The 18,504-nt window shown below is 72.7% G+C and carries 16 protein-coding genes; all 16 read right to left on the bottom strand.

The annotated features are described in order from the left end of the window. Positions 1–7: 7 nt before the first annotated feature. Positions 8–1,246, bottom strand: a complete 1,239-nt coding sequence (locus tag TR42_RS00855) for an AGE family epimerase/isomerase (protein WP_042212132.1) — start codon at positions 1,244–1,246, stop codon at positions 8–10. A 1-nt stretch (position 1,247) separates the two neighbouring features. Continuing rightward, entirely contained in the window at positions 1,248–2,225 is a 978-nt protein-coding gene (locus TR42_RS00850) for an acetylxylan esterase (protein WP_042212130.1), read from the bottom strand. Between the two features lie 42 nt (positions 2,226–2,267). Then, on the bottom strand, positions 2,268–3,614 hold the full coding sequence (locus tag TR42_RS00845) for an RsmB/NOP family class I SAM-dependent RNA methyltransferase (RefSeq protein ID WP_042212129.1): 1,347 nt from the start codon (positions 3,612–3,614) through the stop codon (positions 2,268–2,270). After that, the gene (gene fmt, locus TR42_RS00840; protein WP_042212127.1) at positions 3,611–4,546 is read right to left on the bottom strand and encodes a methionyl-tRNA formyltransferase; all 936 of its coding nucleotides are present in this window, start codon (positions 4,544–4,546) and stop codon (positions 3,611–3,613) included. The genes TR42_RS00845 and fmt overlap by 4 nt, the downstream gene beginning before the upstream one ends. A 49-nt stretch (positions 4,547–4,595) precedes the next feature. Beyond that, positions 4,596–6,563, bottom strand: coding sequence for a primosomal protein N' family DNA-binding protein (locus tag TR42_RS00835; RefSeq protein WP_052405470.1), 1,968 nt, complete (start codon positions 6,561–6,563; stop codon positions 4,596–4,598). A 5-nt stretch (positions 6,564–6,568) separates the two neighbouring features. Then, positions 6,569–7,738, bottom strand: coding sequence for a methionine adenosyltransferase (gene metK, locus TR42_RS00830; RefSeq protein WP_042212126.1), 1,170 nt, complete (start codon positions 7,736–7,738; stop codon positions 6,569–6,571). A 27-nt stretch (positions 7,739–7,765) separates the two neighbouring features. Beyond that, positions 7,766–8,350 carry a hypothetical protein gene (locus TR42_RS00825; protein ID WP_042212124.1) on the bottom strand — a complete coding sequence of 195 codons (585 nt, stop codon included), beginning with the start codon at positions 8,348–8,350 and terminating at the stop codon, positions 7,766–7,768. 64 nt (positions 8,351–8,414) lie between these two features. Continuing rightward, a complete protein-coding gene (gene coaBC / locus TR42_RS00820; RefSeq protein ID WP_042212122.1) occupies positions 8,415–9,638 on the bottom strand; it encodes a bifunctional phosphopantothenoylcysteine decarboxylase/phosphopantothenate--cysteine ligase CoaBC in 1,224 nt (407 codons plus the stop codon). A gap of 8 nt (positions 9,639–9,646) precedes the next feature. After that, entirely contained in the window at positions 9,647–9,919 is a 273-nt protein-coding gene (gene rpoZ / locus TR42_RS00815) for a DNA-directed RNA polymerase subunit omega (protein WP_042212120.1), read from the bottom strand. Between the two features lie 38 nt (positions 9,920–9,957). After that, the gene (gmk, locus tag TR42_RS00810; RefSeq protein WP_042212118.1) at positions 9,958–10,512 is read right to left on the bottom strand and encodes a guanylate kinase; all 555 of its coding nucleotides are present in this window, start codon (positions 10,510–10,512) and stop codon (positions 9,958–9,960) included. Then, entirely contained in the window at positions 10,509–10,823 is a 315-nt protein-coding gene (gene mihF, locus TR42_RS14695; RefSeq protein WP_042212116.1) for an integration host factor, actinobacterial type, read from the bottom strand. The genes gmk and mihF overlap by 4 nt, the downstream gene beginning before the upstream one ends. A gap of 27 nt (positions 10,824–10,850) precedes the next feature. Then, positions 10,851–11,690 (bottom strand): orotidine-5'-phosphate decarboxylase, encoded by an 840-nt coding sequence (gene pyrF, locus TR42_RS00800; RefSeq protein WP_143058860.1) that lies wholly within the window; start codon positions 11,688–11,690, stop codon positions 10,851–10,853. 132 nt (positions 11,691–11,822) lie between these two features. Continuing rightward, entirely contained in the window at positions 11,823–15,119 is a 3,297-nt protein-coding gene (gene carB, locus TR42_RS00795; RefSeq protein WP_042212112.1) for a carbamoyl-phosphate synthase large subunit, read from the bottom strand. Beyond that, positions 15,112–16,242 (bottom strand): glutamine-hydrolyzing carbamoyl-phosphate synthase small subunit, encoded by a 1,131-nt coding sequence (carA, locus tag TR42_RS00790; protein ID WP_042212110.1) that lies wholly within the window; start codon positions 16,240–16,242, stop codon positions 15,112–15,114. The genes carB and carA overlap by 8 nt, the downstream gene beginning before the upstream one ends. Continuing rightward, positions 16,239–17,546: a dihydroorotase gene (locus TR42_RS00785; protein ID WP_042212109.1), complete on the bottom strand. Its 1,308-nt coding sequence runs from the start codon at positions 17,544–17,546 to the stop codon at positions 16,239–16,241. Before TR42_RS00785 ends, carA begins: the two co-directional genes overlap by 4 nt. After that, positions 17,543–18,502 (bottom strand): aspartate carbamoyltransferase catalytic subunit, encoded by a 960-nt coding sequence (locus TR42_RS00780; protein ID WP_042212107.1) that lies wholly within the window; start codon positions 18,500–18,502, stop codon positions 17,543–17,545. Before TR42_RS00780 ends, TR42_RS00785 begins: the two co-directional genes overlap by 4 nt. Between the last annotated feature and the right edge of the window lie 2 nt (positions 18,503–18,504).

Here is an 18,504-nt window from a genome sequence, read left to right as displayed (position 1 = left end):
CCGCGCGTCAGCCGAGCGGGCCGTGCGCCCGCAGCGCCGCCGCGAACGAGGGTGCGATGGGCAGCTCCGGCAGCAGCGCCGCCTGATACGCGTGGTAGACGTCGGGCTTTCCGGGCCACACGAAGCCCGCGGGCCGGTTGTGCGCGTCGAGCTCGTGGTGCCAGGACCCGCGGTGGTGGTCGATGAGATGCGCGTCGGCGTACTCCCACCACTGCGCGGCGTGCTCGCCGTACACGGCGTCGCCCGTGGCCTGACGCAGCGCCTCGGCCGCGTTGACCGCCTCGGCCAGCACCCAGTGCATGCGCTCCCGCACCACCGGTGTGCCCGTCCAGTCGGTGGTGTAGACGAAGCCGAGCGCGCCGTCGGCCTCCCAGCCGTCGGCGACCGCACGGTCGTACAGCGCGAGCGCCGCGTCGCGGAGCCCGGCCGGGGCGTCGTCGCCGAGCGTCGCATCGACGCTGAGCAGCAGCCGCGCCCACTCGAGGCCGTGCCCGACGGTGGCGCCGTAGGGCCGGAAGGGATGCGCGGGCTCGTCGCGGTGATGCTCGAGCATGGGCGTCCACCGCGCGTCGAAGTGCTCGGGAATCCGCCAGCCGTTCTCGGCGGCCCAGGCGACCACGCGCTCGGCGATGCGTCCCGCACGGGCGTGCCATGCATCGTCCCCGGTGACGTCGCCCGCGGCCAGGTACGCCTCGACCGTGTGCATGTTGGCGTTGACGCCCCGGTAGGGTTCGAGGGCCGACCAGGCGGCATCCCACTCCTCGACCGAGAGCCCCTCGTCCTCGTCCCAGAAGTGCGCGAGCGACACCGCGAGCGCGTCGTCGAGCAGGTCCTGCGCGCCGGTGACGCCGGCGGCGACCGCGGACGATGCGGCGAGGATCACGAAGGCGTGGCCGTAGGCCTGCTTGGCGGTCGACACGGGCTCCCCGTCGCGCACCTCGGCGTACCAGCCGCCGTGCTCGGGATCGCGCAGCCGCCGCCGCAGCGCCCGCACGCCGTGGCCCGCGAGGGCGCCCAGCCGGCCCGCGTCCGGCCCGCCCGGCGCGGGGTGCTCGCCCGCGAGGACGCCGAGCGCGGCCACGTGCGTCATGCGGCACGTGATCCACAGCTCCGTGCCGCGGGTCTGGTCGAGCCTGCCGTCCTCGTCCAGCCATCCGAAGCCGTCCGCGTTCGCCGACGCCGCGGCGAAGCGCAGCAGATCGGCTCGCTGGGCCGCACGGTAGGCGGCGTCTCCCGGCACGGTCATGTCAGCTCCACAGGTCCTCGAGGAACGCGGCCTGGCGCTCCTGCTGGTAGCACTCGCCGCCCTCATGCCCATTGAACCGGTAGGTCTCGATCTCCGCCGGTCCGCCCCAGGCGTGATAGGCGGCGAACACGGTCGACGGCGGCGTGATCGGATCGCGCAGCGCGGCGGAGAACAACGCGGGAGCGGTGGCGCGGCGCCCGTGGTGGACGCCGTCGACGTAGCGCAGCGTCGCGAGCACCTCCCGCTCGTGGCCGCGATGGACCGCGAGATAGCGGCAGATCTCCTGGTACGGATCGGAGTCGGCGATGTCCATGCCGCGCTCGATGTCGCACAGGAACGGGACGTCGACCAGCGCGGCCGCGACGTCGCTGAGGCCCGCCGCCGCGATCGCCAGCCCCCCGCCCTGGCTGCCGCCCGCGACGACGATGCGATCACCGTCGATGCCCTCGAGCGCACGGGCCGCGTCGACCGCGCGCACCGCGTCGGTGATGACGCGGCGGTAGTAGTAGGTGTCGAAGTCGAGGATGCCGCGCGTCATGTAGCCGGGGTGGGCGGGACCCGCGGCGGCTCCCCCGGCGGACGCATCGTCCGTGTGGCCGCCCGAGCCCCACGCGGAGCCCTGCCCGCGGGTGTCCATGACGAGGTGCGCGTAGCCCGCCGCGGCCCAGAACAGGCGCTCGTGCGGCAGCCCCCGCCCGCCGCCGTAGCCGTTGTACTGGACGATGACCGGGAGGTCACCGGTGGCGCCGCGCGGGCGCAGCAGCCATGCCTTGACGGGGTCGCCGCCGAAGCCGGCGAACGTGACGTCCTCGACGTCGATCACCGCCAGCGGGTGCGTCGCGGGCGTGGCGGTGAGCGCCAGGTCGTGGGTGCGCGCCTCGTCGAGGGTCGCGGACCACCGGGCATCGAAGTCGTCGGGCTCGGGTATCGCGGGGCGGTACTCCGCGAGCTGCGCGGGCGACATGTCGATGTAGGGCATCGGTGCTCCTCTCTCGGCTGCTCCCGGGAGCGTAGCGCGGCCTCAGTCGAGCGGCTTCTCCAGCAGCGCGAGGAACATCGCGTCCGTGCCGTGGACGTGGGTCCACAGCTGGACGTGCGGCCCGGGTCCCCACATCCGCGCGGTGGTCCCGGTGACCTTCGCGACGGCCTCGCGGGCGTCGAGCTGGCGCAGCGTCGATCCGGCGACGATGTCCCGGGTCTCCGCCACCACCGGAGAGCAGGTGATGTAAGCGAGAAGCCCGCCAGGAGCGAGCAGGCGCTCGGCGTTGGCGAGGAGCGACCGCTGGAGCGCCTCGAGCTCGGGAAGGTCCTCGGGCTGGCGGCGCCACCGGGACTCGGGCCGGCGACGCAACGCGCCGAGCCCCGAGCACGGGGCGTCGAGCACGATGCGGTCGTACGCGCCGTCCTCGCCCCACGTGGTGCCGTCCCCGGTGTGCACGGTGACCACGCCCTCGGGCACGGCCCGGGTCGAGCTCTTCACCAGGTCGGCGCGGTGCGGGTGCAGCTCGACCGCGTCGAGCGTGGCGGCGCCGTCGGCGGCGAGCGCGCCGAGCAGGGCCGCCTTGCCGCCAGGTCCGGAGCAGAGGTCAAGCCATCGCTCGCCGGGCTCGACGGGCTGCGCGGCGGCGAGAGCGGCGGCGACGATCTGGCTGCCCTCGTCCTGCACGGCCGCGGTGGCCTCGGCCACCGCGGGGAGGTCCCCGGGACGCCCCCCGGGCAGGACCACGGCATAGGGCGAGTACTCCCCCGCCTCTCCCCCGGCCTCGTGGATGAGCTCCTCGCGGTCGATGAGGCCCGGGCGCGCGACGAGCGTGACGCGCGCGGGTGAGTTGTCGGACTCGAGCAGCGGGACCACCTCGCCCGGGCGGCCGTCGGCAGCGAGCGCCTCGTCGAGCGCCGCGACCACCCACTCCGGGTGGGAGTGGCGGATCGCGAGGGCGGAGCGCGAGTCGCCGGGCGCCACGGTGGCGAGCCAGCCCTCGGCGTCACGCTCGGTCACGCGCCGCATCACGGCGTTGGCGAACTTGGACGCGCCGACGCCACGCTCGCGGCGCACCTGGTCGACGGTCTCGTTCACGGCGGCATGGGACGGCACGCGCATCGCGAGGGCCTGATGCGTGCCGAGCCACAGCGCGACGCGCACCTCAGCGTCGAGGTCGCGAGGGTCCCGTCCCGAGGCATGGCCGATGATCGCGTCGTAGAGCCCGCGCATGCGCAGCGCGCCGTAGGCGAGCTCGGTGGCGAAGCCCGCGTCGCGGCCCTCGAGGCGTGCCTTCTCGAGCAGCGAGGGCAGCAGCAGGTTGGCGTACGCGCCCTCGGTCGAGACCGCCATCACGCAGTCGTAGGCGATGTCCCGTGCGGTGCTCATGCCTCCCCCAGCTGGGCGCCCTCGCCCAGGCGCGCTCCGCGCCACCAGGCGGCGGCGTCCATGGGCTTCTTGCCGGCCGGGGCGATCCAGCCGAGCGCGACGGGCTCGGTGCCCGTGCCGACGAGCACCTCGCCGGCCTCCTCACGGAGCTGTCCGGGCACGGTGCCGGCGCGCTGCGGCCGCGGCGACACCGGGCCGAGCTTCGCGACTGAGCCGTCGGGCAGCGTGGTCCAGGCCCCGGGAGCGGGCGAGCATCCGCGGATCCGCCGGTCGACCAGGTGGGCCGCGAGGTCCCAGCGCACGTAGGCGTCCTCGCGCGTGAGCTTCTCCGCGTAGCTGATGTCGTCGGTGCTCTGGGGCGTCGGGCGCGCGACCCCGGCGTCGAGAGCCTCGAGCGACTGGACCATGAGCGGGGCGCCGAGCTGCGCGAGCCGCTCGAGCAGGTCGCCCGCGGTGTCGGTCATCCGGATGCGCTCGGTGAGGGTGCCGATCACGGGTCCCGTGTCGAGGCCCTTCTCGATCACGAAGGTGGACGCTCCGGTGACCTCGTCGCCGGCCATGATCGCGCGCTGCACCGGCGCGGCGCCCCGCCATGTCGGCAGCACCGAGAAGTGGAGGTTGACCCACGCGAGGCGCACCGCCTCGAGCAGCGCGGGGCGCAGGATCTGGCCGTAGGCGACCACCGCGGCGGCGTCCACCTCGAGCTCCTTGACGCGCGCCACGATCTCCGGCGCGGACGCCTTCTCGGGGGTCCACACGTCGAGGCCGCGCTCGAGCGCGTACTCCTTCACGGGGGACGGATGGAGCGTGCGGCCGCGGCGTCCGCGGGCATCGGGCTGGGTGAGCACCGCGACGATCTCGTGTCCCGCATCCTCGAGGGCTGCCAAGGTCGGGACGGCGATCTCGGGCGTGCCGGCGAAGATCAGGCGCATCCCACCATCGTAGTGGCGGGGCGCCGTCGGCCGGTTCCGCGGGGCGGCCTCAGGAGACGGGGTCGAGGGGCGCGTCCACTCGCATCCGCAGCTCGCCGTCGCCCGCCTTCGAGAAGGCCTGCTGGCGGCGCCTCAGCACGTCGACGACCGCCTGGGTCGCGCGACGCGTCACCAGCAGCGTCGCACCGCCCTTGGCGTCGACGACGGCCACCTCGCGGTGCCGCTCGAGCCGCTCGCCCTCGACGGTCTCGGACAGCGCGAGCGTGATGACCGGGCGCTCGCCCCAGAGCCGGATCGCGCGGCGGTACGGCGGCAGCATGAGGTCGGCGCGCTCGGCGTAGGCGTCCCACGCGGCGTCTCCCGCCGTCCAGCCGACGAGCGCCTCGCGCACCGCTCCGGGCAGCTCGCCGACGGCGATCACCTCTCCCCCGTCGCCTCGGGGACGCGCGAGCGCGGCGATCGACAGCCACCAGCGCATCGCCTGGAGCTCCGCGCCGAGCCCTCCGCCGGCCGGCACCTCCGCGCCGACGATGACGATGCAGGCGTAGCCGCCCGCGACCGCCGGGAGCGCGGCAGGCGTGGCCACGACGATGCCTTCCGTCACCTCTCCGTCCGCGACGGTGCCCACCGCTCCCGCGGACAGCATCACGGGCACGTCCTTGGCCATCGCGGTGACCTGCTCGGCGATGCGCTCGACGCCCTGGCGCAGCTGCTTGGTCGCGGGGCTGGTGCACTCGGCGCAGTGCCAGTCCGGATGCTGCGCCCCGCACTCCGCGCAGTGGAGCGGGGCCGTGGCCGACTCCCGGCGCAGGGGTCCCCCGCACGCCGAGCACTCGGCCCACGTGCCGCATCGTGCGCATGCCGTGGCCCGGACGTAGCCCGCGCGCGGCACCACGATGCCCACCGGGCCTGTCTCGAGCGCCTTGCGGGCCCGACGCCACACCGAGCCTGGCATCCAGTGCCATCCGGCCGCCCCCTCGGCCTCACGCCGCGCATCGTCCACCGGGGTGACGAGCGGCGTCGCCGCGCGCACCTCGGGACGCGGCGGGGCCGCACGCTCGGCCCAGCGGTGCGCGACCAGCGACATCGCCTCGACGCTCGGGGCGTACGAGGCCAGGAGCACGCCGGCGCCCGCCTCGTCGGCCCGCATCGCCACGATGGTGCGGGCGTGCGGGTAGGGCGCGTGGGGCTCGTCGAAGACGTTCGACCCCTCGTCCCACATCACCACGAGGCCCAGCGACGGCACGGGCTGCATCGCGACGGGCCGCGTGCCCAGCACGATCCGCGCGTGGCCCTGCAGCGCGGCAAGATACGAGCCGTAGCGGACCGCTGGGCCGTCGTCCGCGTGCAGCACCGTGAAGTGCCCGCCCGAGCGGGAGGTCCACCGCGACAGGCCCGCGCGGGTCAGCGCATCCGCGGCCGCGGCGACGGCGCGCGCGTCGGGCAGCACCACGATCGCCGTGAGCCCGCGCGAGGCGACCGCAGCCGCCGGGGCGAGCAGCGCATCGGCCGGCAGGCCATGGCGGCGGGACGGATCGGGGACGGCCTCCCAGACCACCCGGGCGCCGCTCACCACCGCGTCGGCGGGCAGCGAGGCCTGCACCGCATGCGGCGCGAGCGTCGCGTGCGCCTCGCGGTACGCCTGCTCGTCGTGCTCGACGAGGCTCCAGTCGCGCTTCTCCACCGAGGCCACCCGCGGCGGCGCCATGAGCCGCAGCACGTCCCACAGGCTTCCGCCGTAGCGCCGGGCCACCTTCTCCGCGAAGGCGATCGCGTCCGGCGTGTACGACGGCACGGCGGACGACGAGTGCACAGGAGCGAGCGTGCCCGCGAAGTCGGTGACGTCGTCGACCGCGGTGACGACCCCGCTGACCAGCCGGCCCGCGAAGCGCACGCGCACGCGGGATCCCGCGACGATCACGCCCGCGAGCTTGTCCGGGATCGCGTAGTCGAACGGCCGGTCGAGGTGCGGGAGGGCCGCGTCGACGCAGACGTGCGCGACGGTGGGAGGGGCCATCGGAGCTATCGCGCGGCGCTGACGAGGGCCTCCGCCCTGTCGGTGCGCTCCCAGGTGAAGTCGGGCAGCTCGCGCCCGAAGTGGCCGTACGCCGCGGTGCCCCGGTAGATCGGGCGGCGCAGGTCGAGGGCGTCGATGATCGCGCCGGGACGCAGGTCGAAGACCTCGCGGATCGCCTCGGCGATGCGCACGTCCGGCAGCGCGCCCGTGCCGAAGGTCTCGACGTACAGCCCGACCGGGTGCGCCGTGCCGATCGCGTAAGCGACCTGCACCTCGCAGCGCTGCGCCAGCCCGGCGGCGACGACGTTCTTGGCGACCCACCGCATCGCGTACGCCGCGCTGCGGTCGACCTTGGACGGGTCCTTGCCCGAGAAGGCGCCGCCGCCGTGGCGCGCCATGCCGCCGTACGTGTCGACGATGATCTTGCGGCCGGTGAGCCCGGCGTCGCCCTTGGGCCCGCCGATCTCGAAGCGGCCGGTCGGGTTGATGAGCGACCGGTGCGCGGAGGCGTCGAGCTCGTAGCGCGCGAGCACCGGCGCGATGACCGACTCCTCGATCTGCGCGCGCAGGGTCTCCGTCGCGATCGACTCCGCATGCTGGGTCGACACCACGACGGTGTCGACGGACACCGCGCGGTCGCCGTCGTAGCCGATGGTGACCTGCGCCTTGCCGTCGGGGCGCAGGCCCTCGACCTCGCCGCTGCGGCGCACCTCCGCGAGGCGCGCGGTCAGCGCGTGCGCCATGTGGATGGGAAGCGGCATGAGCTCGGGGGTGTCCGTGCAGGCGTAGCCGAACATGAGGCCCTGGTCGCCCGCACCGAGCTCGTCGACGGCCGAGTCGGTGGCGTTCCCCACACCCATCCAGATGTCGGGCGACTGCTCGCCGATCGACACGGAGACGCCGCACGAGTCTCCGTCGAAGCCCACGTGCGAGGACGTGTAGCCGATGTCGTTGACCACGCCGCGGATGGTGCCGGGGATGTCGACGTACGCCTCGGTGGTGACCTCGCCGGCGACGTGCACGAGCCCGGTGGTCACCATCGTCTCGACGGCGACGCGCGAGCCGGGGTCCTGGCGCAGCATCTCGTCGAGGATCGCGTCGGAGACCTGGTCGCAGATCTTGTCGGGGTGACCCTCGGTCACGGACTCGGAGGTGAACAGCCTGAGGGAGGTCATGCGGGCCATCGTAGTGGCGGGGTGGGACTAGTCCGCGGGCGCGAACTCGACGGCGTGAAGGAGCATCGAGAAGCTGCCCGCGGCGTCGTCGTCGCCGGCCAACGAGGCGACGCGCCAGATCGCGTCTCCGGTGTCGACCACGAGCAGCGGGTCGGGGGTCGCGTCGGGATCCCAGCGGAGGGCGAGTCCGTCGACCGGCTCGGGGAAGGCCTCCCACGCGGCGCCGTCGTCCGCCGTGGTCGGCAGCAGCGTGTAGGCGTAGGGGCTGATGACGCAGAGGTCGTCCGTCTCCTCGAAGTCGGCGGAGTCGCCCGTCCCCGTGTACAGGCAGACGCGGTAGCCGGCGGTGATCCTGTCCACCTGCGTGCTCTCGGCGACCACGATGCCGTCCGCTGCTGCTGCCTTCCGCGCGGCGTCCGGCCCGACGGTGCCGGTGAACCAGCGCCACCCGAGCACGGCGGCCACCACGACGAGGGCCATCGCGACGAACGCGATCCATGTGCGCGGGCTCTCCGGGGCGGCGGCCCCGTCCCCGCCCGCGGACGCCTCGGGAACGCGAGGCTCGGGCGTGCGATCGCCGTGATGCGCGGCCGGCGGCTGATTCGGAAGCATGATCGTCCCCCCTGGTCGATGCCGTGATGGTACGCCCGCAGGTCGGGCCGGACCACCGACACGCTCAGGCGCGGAGCCGCACCACCGCGTCGAGCACCGCATGCGCGACCGCGAGCTTGGTGCCCGCCGCGCGCGCGACCTGCTCGCCGTCGGCGTCGAGCATCGTCACCTCGTTGGGGACGTCACCGAAGCCTCGTCCGCCGCCGACGGGGTTGAAGACCAGCAGGTCGGTGCCCTTGCGCCGCGCCTTGGCACGCGCATGCTCGAGGGCGGAGGCGGCATCGTCGCCCGTCTCAGCGGCGAAGCCGACCACCGTGCGGCCGGGCATCTCCTCGGCGACGAGGCCGCGCAGCACGTCCTCGGTCTCGACGAGCTCGAGCGTGAGGGTGCCGCTGCCGTCCTTCTTGATCTTGGTCTGCGAGGCCTCGCGCGCCCTGAAGTCGGCGACGGCGGCCGCCATGATCACCACATCGGCGTGAGACGCGCTGGACCGCACCGCATCGGCGAGCTCGACGCTGCTCTCGACGTCGATCCGCGCCACTCCCTCGGAGAGCGGCAGCCCGACGTTCGCGGCGACCACGGTGACGTCCGCGCCGCGCTCGCGGGCCGCCTCGGCCAGCGCGAAGCCCTGCAGTCCCGTCGAGCGGTTGCCGAGGAACCGCACCGCGTCGAGCGGCTCGCGGGTCCCTCCGGCGGAGATCACCACGCGGAGCCCCGCCAGGTCGCCCCAGGGCGCGGGCGATGCGCCGGCCGGCACCGGACCGCCGCCCACCGCGGCATAGGCGGCGGCGACGATGTCCTCGGGATCGGGCAGGCGGCCCGGCCCGGAGTCAGGGCCGGTGAGCCTTCCGACGGCGGGCTCGATCACGGTGACGCCGCGCGCACGCAGCGTCGCGACGTTCGCCTGCGTCGAGGCCTTCTCCCACATCTCGGTGTGCATTGCGGGGGCCACCACCACAGGGGCCCGCGTCGCGAGGAGGGCGTTGCCCAGGAGGTCGCGCGCCTCGCCGTGAGCGAGCTGCGCGAGGAAGTCGGCGGTCGCGGGGGCGACCAGCACGAGGTCCGCCTGCTGGCCGAGCCGCACGTGCTCGACCGCGGGGACGTTGTCGAAGGTCTCCGCGGTCGCCGGGAGACCGGACAGGGCCTCCCACGTCGCGCGCCCCACGAACTGCAGCGAGGCAGGCGTGGGGACGACGCGGACGGTGTGCCCGTCCTCCTTGAGGCGTCTCAGCACGATGGCGGCCTTGTAGGCCGCCACGCCGCCGGTGACGCCCAGGAGGACGCGCACGGGGTGGGTTACTGCTGCTCGGCGGAGTCGCCGAGCTCGAGCAGGTCGCCCTGGTTGAGCTCGCGCAGGGCGACGGACAGCGGCTTGTCCGTCGTGTCGGCCTCGACCAGCGGGCCGACGTTCTCGAAGTGGCCCTCGCCCAGCGCCTCGTAGTACGAGTTGATCTGGCGGGCACGCTTCGACGCGTAGATGACCAGGGCGTACTTCGAGTCGACCTTCGCGAGCAGCTCGTCGATCGGCGGGTTGGTGATGCCGATGGGGTTGGCGACGGTTCCGGCCACAATCACTCCTCAGATTTCACAAAAAGACTCAGGACAGTCTACCGGGTCCCGCGGACCACGGACAGGAGCTCGGCCGCCGCGCGTTCCACGGTGTCGTTGACGATCACCTGGTCGAACTCGGAAACGGCCGCCATCTCGTCGCGCGCGGTCGCGAGCCGACGCTCGCGCTCCTCGGCGTCCTCGGTGCCGCGGCCCACCAGGCGGTTGACCAGCTCGTCCCATGACGGAGGCGAGAGGAACACGAAGTGCGCGTCGGGCATCGTCTCCTTGACCTGGCGCGCGCCCTGGAGGTCGATCTCCAGAAGGACTGGCTCGCCCTGCGCGAGCCGCTCGTCGACGGGTCCCCTCAGGGTGCCGTAGCGGTTCTGGCCGTGGACGATGGCGTGCTCGAGGAACTCCCCCGCCTCGATGCGGTGCTCGAAGTCGTCGCGCGAGATGAAGTGGTAGTGGACACCGTCCATCTCGCCGGGGCGCGGGTCGCGCGTGGTCGCGGAGACCGACACGTAGACCTCGGGCGCCATGTCGCGCAGCGCGCGGACGACGGTGCCCTTGCCGACCGCCGTCGGGCCGGCAAGGACGACGAGTCGGCTCACCGACGCTCGCGTTCGACGAGCGCGTCGACCTGGTGCTGACCGAGGCCGCGGATGCGACGGGCGAGGGAGATGCCGATCTCCTCCATCACGAGCTGCGCGCGCTTGGGGCCGATGCCCGGGAGGCACTGCAGCAGGTCGCGCACGCGGATGCCGGCGAGCGCCTCGTCCGCCTTCGCGCGGCGGATCGCCTCCGCGAGCGACATCTCGCCGCGCGTGAGCTCCTCCTTGAAGACACGTCGCGCGGACCGCACGGCGGTCGCCTTCACCAGCGCAGCAGCGCGCTGCTCATCGGTAAGTTCCGGGGTGGCCATGGCCTCTCCCTCCAAAGTCGGCTGCGCTCAGCGCAGGATGCTCTTCGCTGCGGACGAGGCCTCGATGACGGCCTCACGCAGCTTCTCGACGGTGGGGCCCGCCTGGAGCACGCCCCTCGACTGATTGACGAGCACGCGACCTCGCGCGTTCCCGAAGACCAGGGACAATTCTGCCGGACCCGCGCCTTGAGCACCCACTCCAGGGCTCAACAGGGGACCATTGACCCGGTCGAGATCGATGCCGAGACGCTGGACCGCGTCCCCCACGGTCGCGCCGACCACCAGGCCGACGTCTCCCATGGGGCTGGCACCGTTGTTGAGCGCGGCCGCCTCCTCGGCGACCACGGCCGCGACGGCTCGGCCGTCCGGCGCGATGGCGTGCTGCACCTCGGGCCCCTCAGGGTTCGAGGTGAGGGCCAGCACGAAGATGCCCTTGCCGTGCTCCTGGGCGAGGTCCAGCGCGGGCTTCAGCGAACCGAAGCCGAGGTAGGGCGACACCGTGAGCGAGTCCGCCTCGAGAGGCGCCCCCGGACGGAGATACGACTCCGCGTAGCCCTGCATCGTGGAGCCGATGTCGCCGCGCTTGGCGTCGAGCACCGTGAGGATGCCCAGCTCCCTCGCGCGGCCCAGGACGTGCTCGAGGGCCGCGACGCCCGCGGAGCCGTGACGCTCGAAGAAAGCCGCGTTGGGCTTGACCGCCGCGCACTCCCCCGCGCTCGCCTCGAGCACCGCGTCGCCGAAGTCGACGAGCGACCGCGCCGTATCCTCCATGCCCCACGCCGCGAGCAACCCGGGGTGGGGATCGATCCCCACGCAGAGCGGACCATGCTGGTCCATCGCGGCCGCGAGACGGGCGCCGAACGCCATCCCTACCTCCTTGACGGGCTGCCCGAAATGTGCAGCCATTGCTACCCTACCTGCGATGTTGAGCGGACGCGCGGGGGCGCGCCCGGGCGCGCCGCATCGTTCCCCAGCGGGTACGATGCGGCGCCGACGACCCTAGCCGCGCGCGGCGTCCTGAAGGCTCAGCACGTCGAACGGACCGGCCTGGAGCGCCTCGATCGCGAGCACCGCGGCCGAGAGCTGCTGCGTGGTCGTGACGATGGCGATGTCCGCGGCGGTCGCCGCCGCACGGATCTCGTAGCCGTCCGCACGCGCGCCCTGGCCGGACGGCGTGTTGATGATGAGGTCCACCCCGCCCTCGTGGATGACGTCCACGATGGTCGGCTCGCCGTTCGGGCCGCGCCCCTCCGAGTGCTTGCGCACCACGGTCGACGGGATGCCCATGCGCTCGAGCACCTGCGCGGTGCCCTCGGTCGCGAGGATCTCGAAGCCCAGCTGGCGCAGGCGCGCCACAGGGAACGTGATCGAGCGCTTGTCGCGGTCCGCCGTCGAGACGAAGACCTTGCCGCCGGTGGGGAGCCCGCCGAAGGCCGCGGTCTGCGACTTGGCGAACGCGAGCGGGAACGTGGCGTCGAAGCCCATGACCTCACCCGTCGAGCGCATCTCCGGGCCGAGCACCGAGTCGACCGCGATGCCCTCGTGCGTGCGGAAGCGCTTGAACGGCAGCACCGCCTCCTTGACGGCGACGCGCTGGCTCATGTCGACCTGCGCGGCGTCGTGCTCGGGGAGCATGCCGCTCGCCTTGAGCTCCGCGATGGTCGCGCCGGCCATGACCTCCGACGCCGCCTTCGCGAGCGGGATGCCGGTGGCCTTGGCGACGAACGGGACCGTGCGCGACGCGCGCGGGTTCGCCTCGAGGACGTAGAGCACGTCGGAGACGAGCGCGTACTGGACGTTCATGAGGCCTCGGACGCCGATGCCGCGGGCGAGCGCCTCGGTCGAGGTGCGGATGCGCTCGAGCTCGGCCTTGCTGAGCGAGAACGGCGGGAGCACGCACGCCGAGTCGCCGGAGTGGATGCCGGCCTCCTCGATGTGCTCCATGACGCCGCCGAGGAACATCTCCTCGCCGTCGAACAGCGCGTCGACGTCGATCTCGATCGCGTCGTCGAGGAAGCGGTCGACCAGCAGCGGCGCGTCGGTGGCGTGGTCGCCGACCGAGTCCATGCGGGTGCCGTAGTCCTCGAGCTGCGCGCGGTCGTAGACGATCTCCATGCCGCGGCCGCCGAGCACGTAGCTCGGGCGCACCAGGACCGGGTAACCGATGGACTCGGCGATCTCGATGGCCTGCTCGATGCCGTGCGCCGTGCCGTAGGCCGGGGCGGGCAGCTGCGCGCCGTCGAGGACGCGGCCGAACGCGGCGCGGTCCTCGGCGTTGTCGATCGCCTCGGGGCTGGTGCCCAGGATCGGCACGCCCGCGTCCGCGAGGCGCTGCGCGAGCGACAGCGGGGTCTGGCCGCCGAGCTGCACGAACATGCCCTTGACCGGGCCGACCGCCTTCTCCGCCTCGTACACGGCCATGACGTCCTCGAACGTGAGGGGCTCGAAGTAGAGCCTGTTCGCGGTGTCGTAGTCGGTGGAGACGGTCTCGGGGTTGCAGTTGACCATGATGGTCTCGTAGCGGTCCTTGAGCGTCAGCGCCGCGTGCACGCACGAGTAGTCGAACTCGATGCCCTGGCCGATGCGGTTGGGGCCCGAGCCGAGGATGATGACGGCCTCGCGGTCGCGGGGCTGGACCTCGTTCTCGGCATCGTACGAGCTGTAGTGGTACGGCGTGCGGGCCTCGAACTCGGCGGCGCACGTGTCGACCGTCTTGAAGACCGGGAGCACGCCCATCGCCTTGCGGATCTGGAAGACCTCGTTGACCTTGAGACCGCGCAGGTCCGCGATCTGCTGGTCCGCGAGGCCGTGGCCCTTGGCCTCACGCAGGAGGTCGGCGTCGAGGCTCGGGGCGTTCCTGACCGTGGTGGCGACCTCGTTCATGAGGAGCATCTGGTCGAGGAACCACGGGTCGATCTTGCACGCGTCGAACACGCGCTCGAGCGTGATGGTGCCTGCCTCGACGGCGCGGAGGCACTGCTGGACCTGGATGAAGCGCTTCTCGGTGGGGACCTCGATCTGCTTGAGCAGATCCTCGAGCTCCTCCCCCGCCGGCACCGGGCCGTCCCAGTGGAAGTTCGCGCCCTTCTTGTCGATCGAGCGCAGCGCCTTGCCGAGCGCCTCGGTGAAGCTGCGGCCCAGGCTCATCGCCTCGCCCACCGACTTCATGGTGGTCGTGAGGACCGGATCCGCCGCCGGGAACTTCTCGAACGCGAAGCGGGGCACCTTCACCACGATGTAGTCGAGCGTGGGCTCGAAGCTCGCCGGGGTGGAGCCCGTGATGTCGTTGGGGATCTCGTCGAGCGAGTAGCCGATGGCGAGGCGGGCCGCGATCTTGGCGATCGGGAAGCCCGTGGCCTTCGACGCCAGCGCCGACGAGCGCGACACACGCGGGTTCATCTCGATGACGATGATGCGGCCCGTGTCGGGGTGGATGGCGAACTGGACGTTGCAGCCGCCGGTGTCGACGCCGACCTCGCGGATGATCGCGATGCCGATGTCGCGCATGCGCTGGTACTCGCGGTCGGTCAGCGTGAGCGCGGGGGCCACGGTGACGGAGTCGCCGGTGTGGACGCCCACGGGGTCGACGTTCTCGATCGAGCACACGACCACGACGTTGTCGTGCTTGTCGCGCATGAGTTCGAGCTCGAACTCCTTCCAGCCGAGGATCGACTCCTCGAGGAGCACCTCGGTGGTCGGCGAGTAGTGAAGCCCGGCACCGGCGATGCGGCGCAGGTCGGCCTCGTCGTACGCGAAGCCCGAGCCGAGTCCGCCCATGGTGAAGGACGGGCGCACCACGACCGGGTAGTTGAGCTGCTCCGCGGCCGCAAGGCACTCGTCCATGGTGTGGCAGATCACCGAGGCGGCGGAGTCCGCGCCGCAGCGCTCGACGACGCCCTTGAAGAGCTCACGGTTCTCGCCCAGGTGGATGGCCTCGAGGTTGGCGCCGATGAGCTCGACGTCGTACTTGTCGAGGATGCCTGCCTCGGCCGCGTCGATCGCGGCGTTCAGCGCGGTCTGGCCACCGAGGGTGGGCAGCAGGGCGTCGGGACGCTCCTTGGCGATGACGCGCTCGATCACCTCGGTGGTGATGGGCTCGACGTAGGTCGCGTCGGCGAACTCCGGGTCGGTCATGATCGTGGCCGGGTTGGAGTTGATGAGGATGACGCGGATGCCCTCGGACTCGAGGACGCGGCACGCCTGGGTGCCGGAGTAGTCGAACTCGCAGGCCTGGCCGATGACGATCGGGCCGGAGCCGATGACGAGGACGCTCTTGATGTCGTCGCGCTTAGGCATGCTGGCCCTTCATGAGGTCGAGGAAGCGGTCGAAGAGGTACGAGGCGTCGTGCGGACCGGCCGCGGCCTCGGGGTGGTACTGGACCGAGAACGCCGGGATGTCGACGCACTCGAGGCCCTCGACCACGTCGTCGTTGAGGCACACGTGGCTGACCTTGACGCGGCCGTAGCCCGCGGGGCTGTCGCTCTCGCCGTCGAGCGGCGCGTCCACGGCGAAACCGTGGTTGTGCGCGGTGACCTCGACCTTGCCGGTGGTGCGGTCCATCACGGGCTGGTTGATGCCGCGGTGGCCGAAGGCGAGCTTGTAGGTCCCGTAGCCGAGCGCGCGGCCGAGGATCTGGTTGCCGAAGCAGATGCCGAAGAACGGCACCTTCGCGTCGAGGACCTCGCGCAGCGTGGCGACGGTCGCATCGGCGGCGCCGGGATCACCGGGTCCGTTCGAGAAGAACACGCCGTCGGGGCTCATCCCGAGGATCTCCGCGGCGGGCATGCGCGAGGGCACCACCGTGACGCGGATGCCGCGCTGCGCCATCTGCTGCGGGGTCATGGACTTGATGCCGAGGTCGACCGCGACCACGTGGGCGACCTCGTCGCCGATCGCGGGGACCTCGTAGGGCTCGGTGACCGAGACCTCGTCGGCGAGGTGCGCGCCCTTCATCTGGGCGGACTCGCGCACCCGGGCCAGCAGCGCATCGTCCGACGCGAGGGCGTCGCCCGAGAAGATGCCGGCGCGCATCACGCCCGCGGTGCGGAGGATGCGGGTGAGCTGGCGGGTGTCGATGCCGGAGATGCCGACGACGCCCTGGGCGATCAGGTCCTCGTCGAGGCTGCGCTGCGCGCGCCAGTTGCTCGGCCGACGTGCGGGGTCGCGGACCACGTAGCCGGCGACCCAGTACCGCCGCGACTCGTCGTCCTCGTCGTTGACGCCGGTGTTGCCGATGTGCGGCGCCGTCATCACGACGATCTGCTTGTGATAGCTCGGGTCGGTGAGCGTCTCCTGGTAGCCGGTCATGCCGGTGTTGAAGACGATCTCGCCGAGCGTCTCGCCGGTCGCGCCGTAAGCGCGGCCCTCGAACGTCTGGCCGTCCTCGAGCACGAGGACGGCGCGGGTCGCATCGGTCACGCGAACGCTCCTTCGAAACGGGGGCTGAGGTGGGTGGGGACGCCGCGCAGCAGGGTGGCCACGGCGCGGCCCGGCAGCTCCATGCCACCGTACGGGGTGTTGGAGGCGCGCGAGGCCAGCTGGGCTCCGTCGACCGTCCAGGCGTGCTGCGGGTCGACGAGCGTGATGTTGGCGGGCTCGCCCTCGGCGAGGGGACGCCCGTGACGGTCGTCGACCTTGCCGATGCGGGCGGGGGTCTCGGACATGAGACGGGCCACGTCGCGCCAGGTCAGGGCGCCGGTGTCGACGAGCGCCTTCTGGACCACGCCGAGCGCGGTCTCGAGGCCGAGCATGCCGAACGAGGCCGCGGCCCACTCGCAGTCCTTGTCCTCGGCCGGGTGCGGCGCGTGGTCGGTCGCGATCACGTCGATGGTGCCGTCGGCGACCGCGGCGCGGAGCGCGTCGACGTCGGACTGCGTGCGCAGCGGCGGGTTGACCTTGAACAGCGGGTCGTAGGTGCGCGCCGACTCGTCGGTGAGCAGCAGGTGGTGCGGGGTCGCCTCGGCCGTGACGTTGATGCCGCGCGCCTTGGCCCAGCGGATGATCTCCACCGAGCCGGCGGTGCTGAGGTGCTGGACGTGCACGCGCGAGCCGACGTGCTCGGCGAGCAGCGCGTCGCGGGCGACGATCGACTCCTCGGCGACGGCCGGCCAGCCGGCGAGGCCGAGCTCCGCGGAGACCTCGCCCTCGTGCATCTGCGAGCCCTCGGTGAGGCGCAGGTCCTGCGCGTGCTGGACCACGGCGCCGTCGAAGGTCTTCACGTACTCGAGGGCGCGGCGCATGATGACCGGGTCGTAGACGCACACGCCGTCGTCGGAGAAGAGCCGCACCTGGGCCTTCGAGTGGGCCATCGCGCCCATCTCGGACAGGTGCTCGCCCTTGAGGCCGACGGTGACGGCGCCGACCGGGAACACGTCCGCCAGGCCGATCTCGCGGCCGCGGCTCCACACCTGCTCGACCACGCCGGCGGTGTCCGCGACGGGGTTGGTGTTGGCCATCGCGAAGACGGCGGTCCAGCCGCCGCGCGCAGCGGCGCGGGAGCCGGTCTCGATGGTCTCGGCGTCCTCGCGGCCGGGCTCGCGGAGGTGCGTGTGGAGGTCCACGAGGCCGGGGAGGGCGACGAGGCCCTCCGCGTCGATGACGGTCGCACCCTCGGGCGCCTCGATCGCGTCGGCGACCTTCGTGATGACGCCGTCCTCGATGAGGAGGCTGGCGGTGGTGTCGCCGTACAGCGACGCGTTCTCGATGACGATGGGGCGGCTCACTGGGCGCCCTCCTCTCCGGCAAGCAGCAGGTACAGGGCGGCCATGCGGACGGCGACTCCGTTCGCGACCTGCTCCACGATGACGGAGCGGTCCGAGTCGGCGGCCTCGGCCGAGATCTCGAGGCCCCGGTTCATGGGGCCGGGGTGCATGACGATGGCGTGGTCGGGCAAGCGGCGCATGCGGTCGCCGTCCAGTCCGAACAGGCGTGTGTACTCGGCGGGGCTCGGGAAGAACGCCGAGCCGCCTCCGGTCATGCGCTCGCGCTGGACGCGCAGCATCATGAGGGCATCGATGTCGTAGGCCTCGATGGCCTCGTCGAGCGTGTGCACCACGTCGCAGGGCCACGGCTCGATGCCCACCGGCACCAGCGTCGCGGGCGCCACGAGGACCACCTTCGCGCCGAGCGTGTGGAGCAGGTGCACGTTCGAGCGGGCGACGCGGCTGTGGAGCACGTCGCCGACGATCGCGACGGTGAGCCCCGCGAGGTCCGCGCCCGTCGGGTCGGAGACCAGGTGGCGGCGCATCGTGAACGCGTCGAGGAGCGACTGCGTGGGGTGCTGGTGCGTGCCGTCGCCCGCGTTGAGGACGCTGCCGTGCAGCCAGCCGCCGTGCGCGAGCTGGTAGGCGGCGCCGGAGGCCCAGTGGCGGACCACCACGGCGTCGGCGCCCATCGCCTGGAGCGTGAGGGCGGTGTCCTTGAGGGACTCGCCCTTGGACACCGAGCTGCCCTTGGCGGAGAAGTTGATGACGTCCGCGCTCAGGCGCTTGGCCGCGGCTTCGAACGAGATGCGCGTGCGGGTCGAGTCCTCGAAGAAGAGGTTGACCACCGTCTTGCCGCGCAGCGTCGGGAGCTTGCGCACCTCGCGCTCCTGCGTGGCGGCCATCTGGGCGGCGGTGTCGAGGATGAGGATCGCGTCGTCCCGCGAGAGGTCCTTGGTCGAGAGGAGGTGGCGCATCG

The organism is Demequina mangrovi (assembly GCF_000759715.1).
Lineage (GTDB): Bacteria > Actinomycetota > Actinomycetes > Actinomycetales > Demequinaceae > Demequina > Demequina mangrovi.
Note: the sequence above shows the minus strand (reverse complement) of the source record. Positions and strands in the feature narration are given on the sequence as shown.

Bases quoted from the DNA above. Each gene is read 5' to 3' on its own strand.
- TR42_RS00855 (WP_042212132.1), bottom strand. From the start codon at position 1,246: ATGACCGTGCCGGGAGACGCCGCCTACCGTGCGGCCCAGCGAGCCGAT.
- metK (WP_042212126.1), bottom strand. From the start codon at position 7,738: ATGACCTCCCTCAGGCTGTTCACCTCCGAGTCCGTGACCGAGGGTCAC.
- TR42_RS00845 (WP_042212129.1), bottom strand. From the start codon at position 3,614: ATGAGCACCGCACGGGACATCGCCTACGACTGCGTGATGGCGGTCTCG.
- TR42_RS00780 (WP_042212107.1), bottom strand. From the start codon at position 18,502: ATGCGCCACCTCCTCTCGACCAAGGACCTCTCGCGGGACGACGCGATC.
- TR42_RS00850 (WP_042212130.1), bottom strand. From the start codon at position 2,225: ATGCCCTACATCGACATGTCGCCCGCGCAGCTCGCGGAGTACCGCCCC.
- fmt (WP_042212127.1), bottom strand. From the start codon at position 4,546: ATGCGCCTGATCTTCGCCGGCACGCCCGAGATCGCCGTCCCGACCTTG.
- TR42_RS00835 (WP_052405470.1), bottom strand. From the start codon at position 6,563: ATGGCCCCTCCCACCGTCGCGCACGTCTGCGTCGACGCGGCCCTCCCG.
- pyrF (WP_143058860.1), bottom strand. From the start codon at position 11,690: ATGGCGTTCGGCGCCCGTCTCGCGGCCGCGATGGACCAGCATGGTCCG.
- TR42_RS00825 (WP_042212124.1), bottom strand. From the start codon at position 8,350: ATGCTTCCGAATCAGCCGCCGGCCGCGCATCACGGCGATCGCACGCCC.
- carB (WP_042212112.1), bottom strand. From the start codon at position 15,119: ATGCCTAAGCGCGACGACATCAAGAGCGTCCTCGTCATCGGCTCCGGC.
- mihF (WP_042212116.1), bottom strand. From the start codon at position 10,823: ATGGCCACCCCGGAACTTACCGATGAGCAGCGCGCTGCTGCGCTGGTG.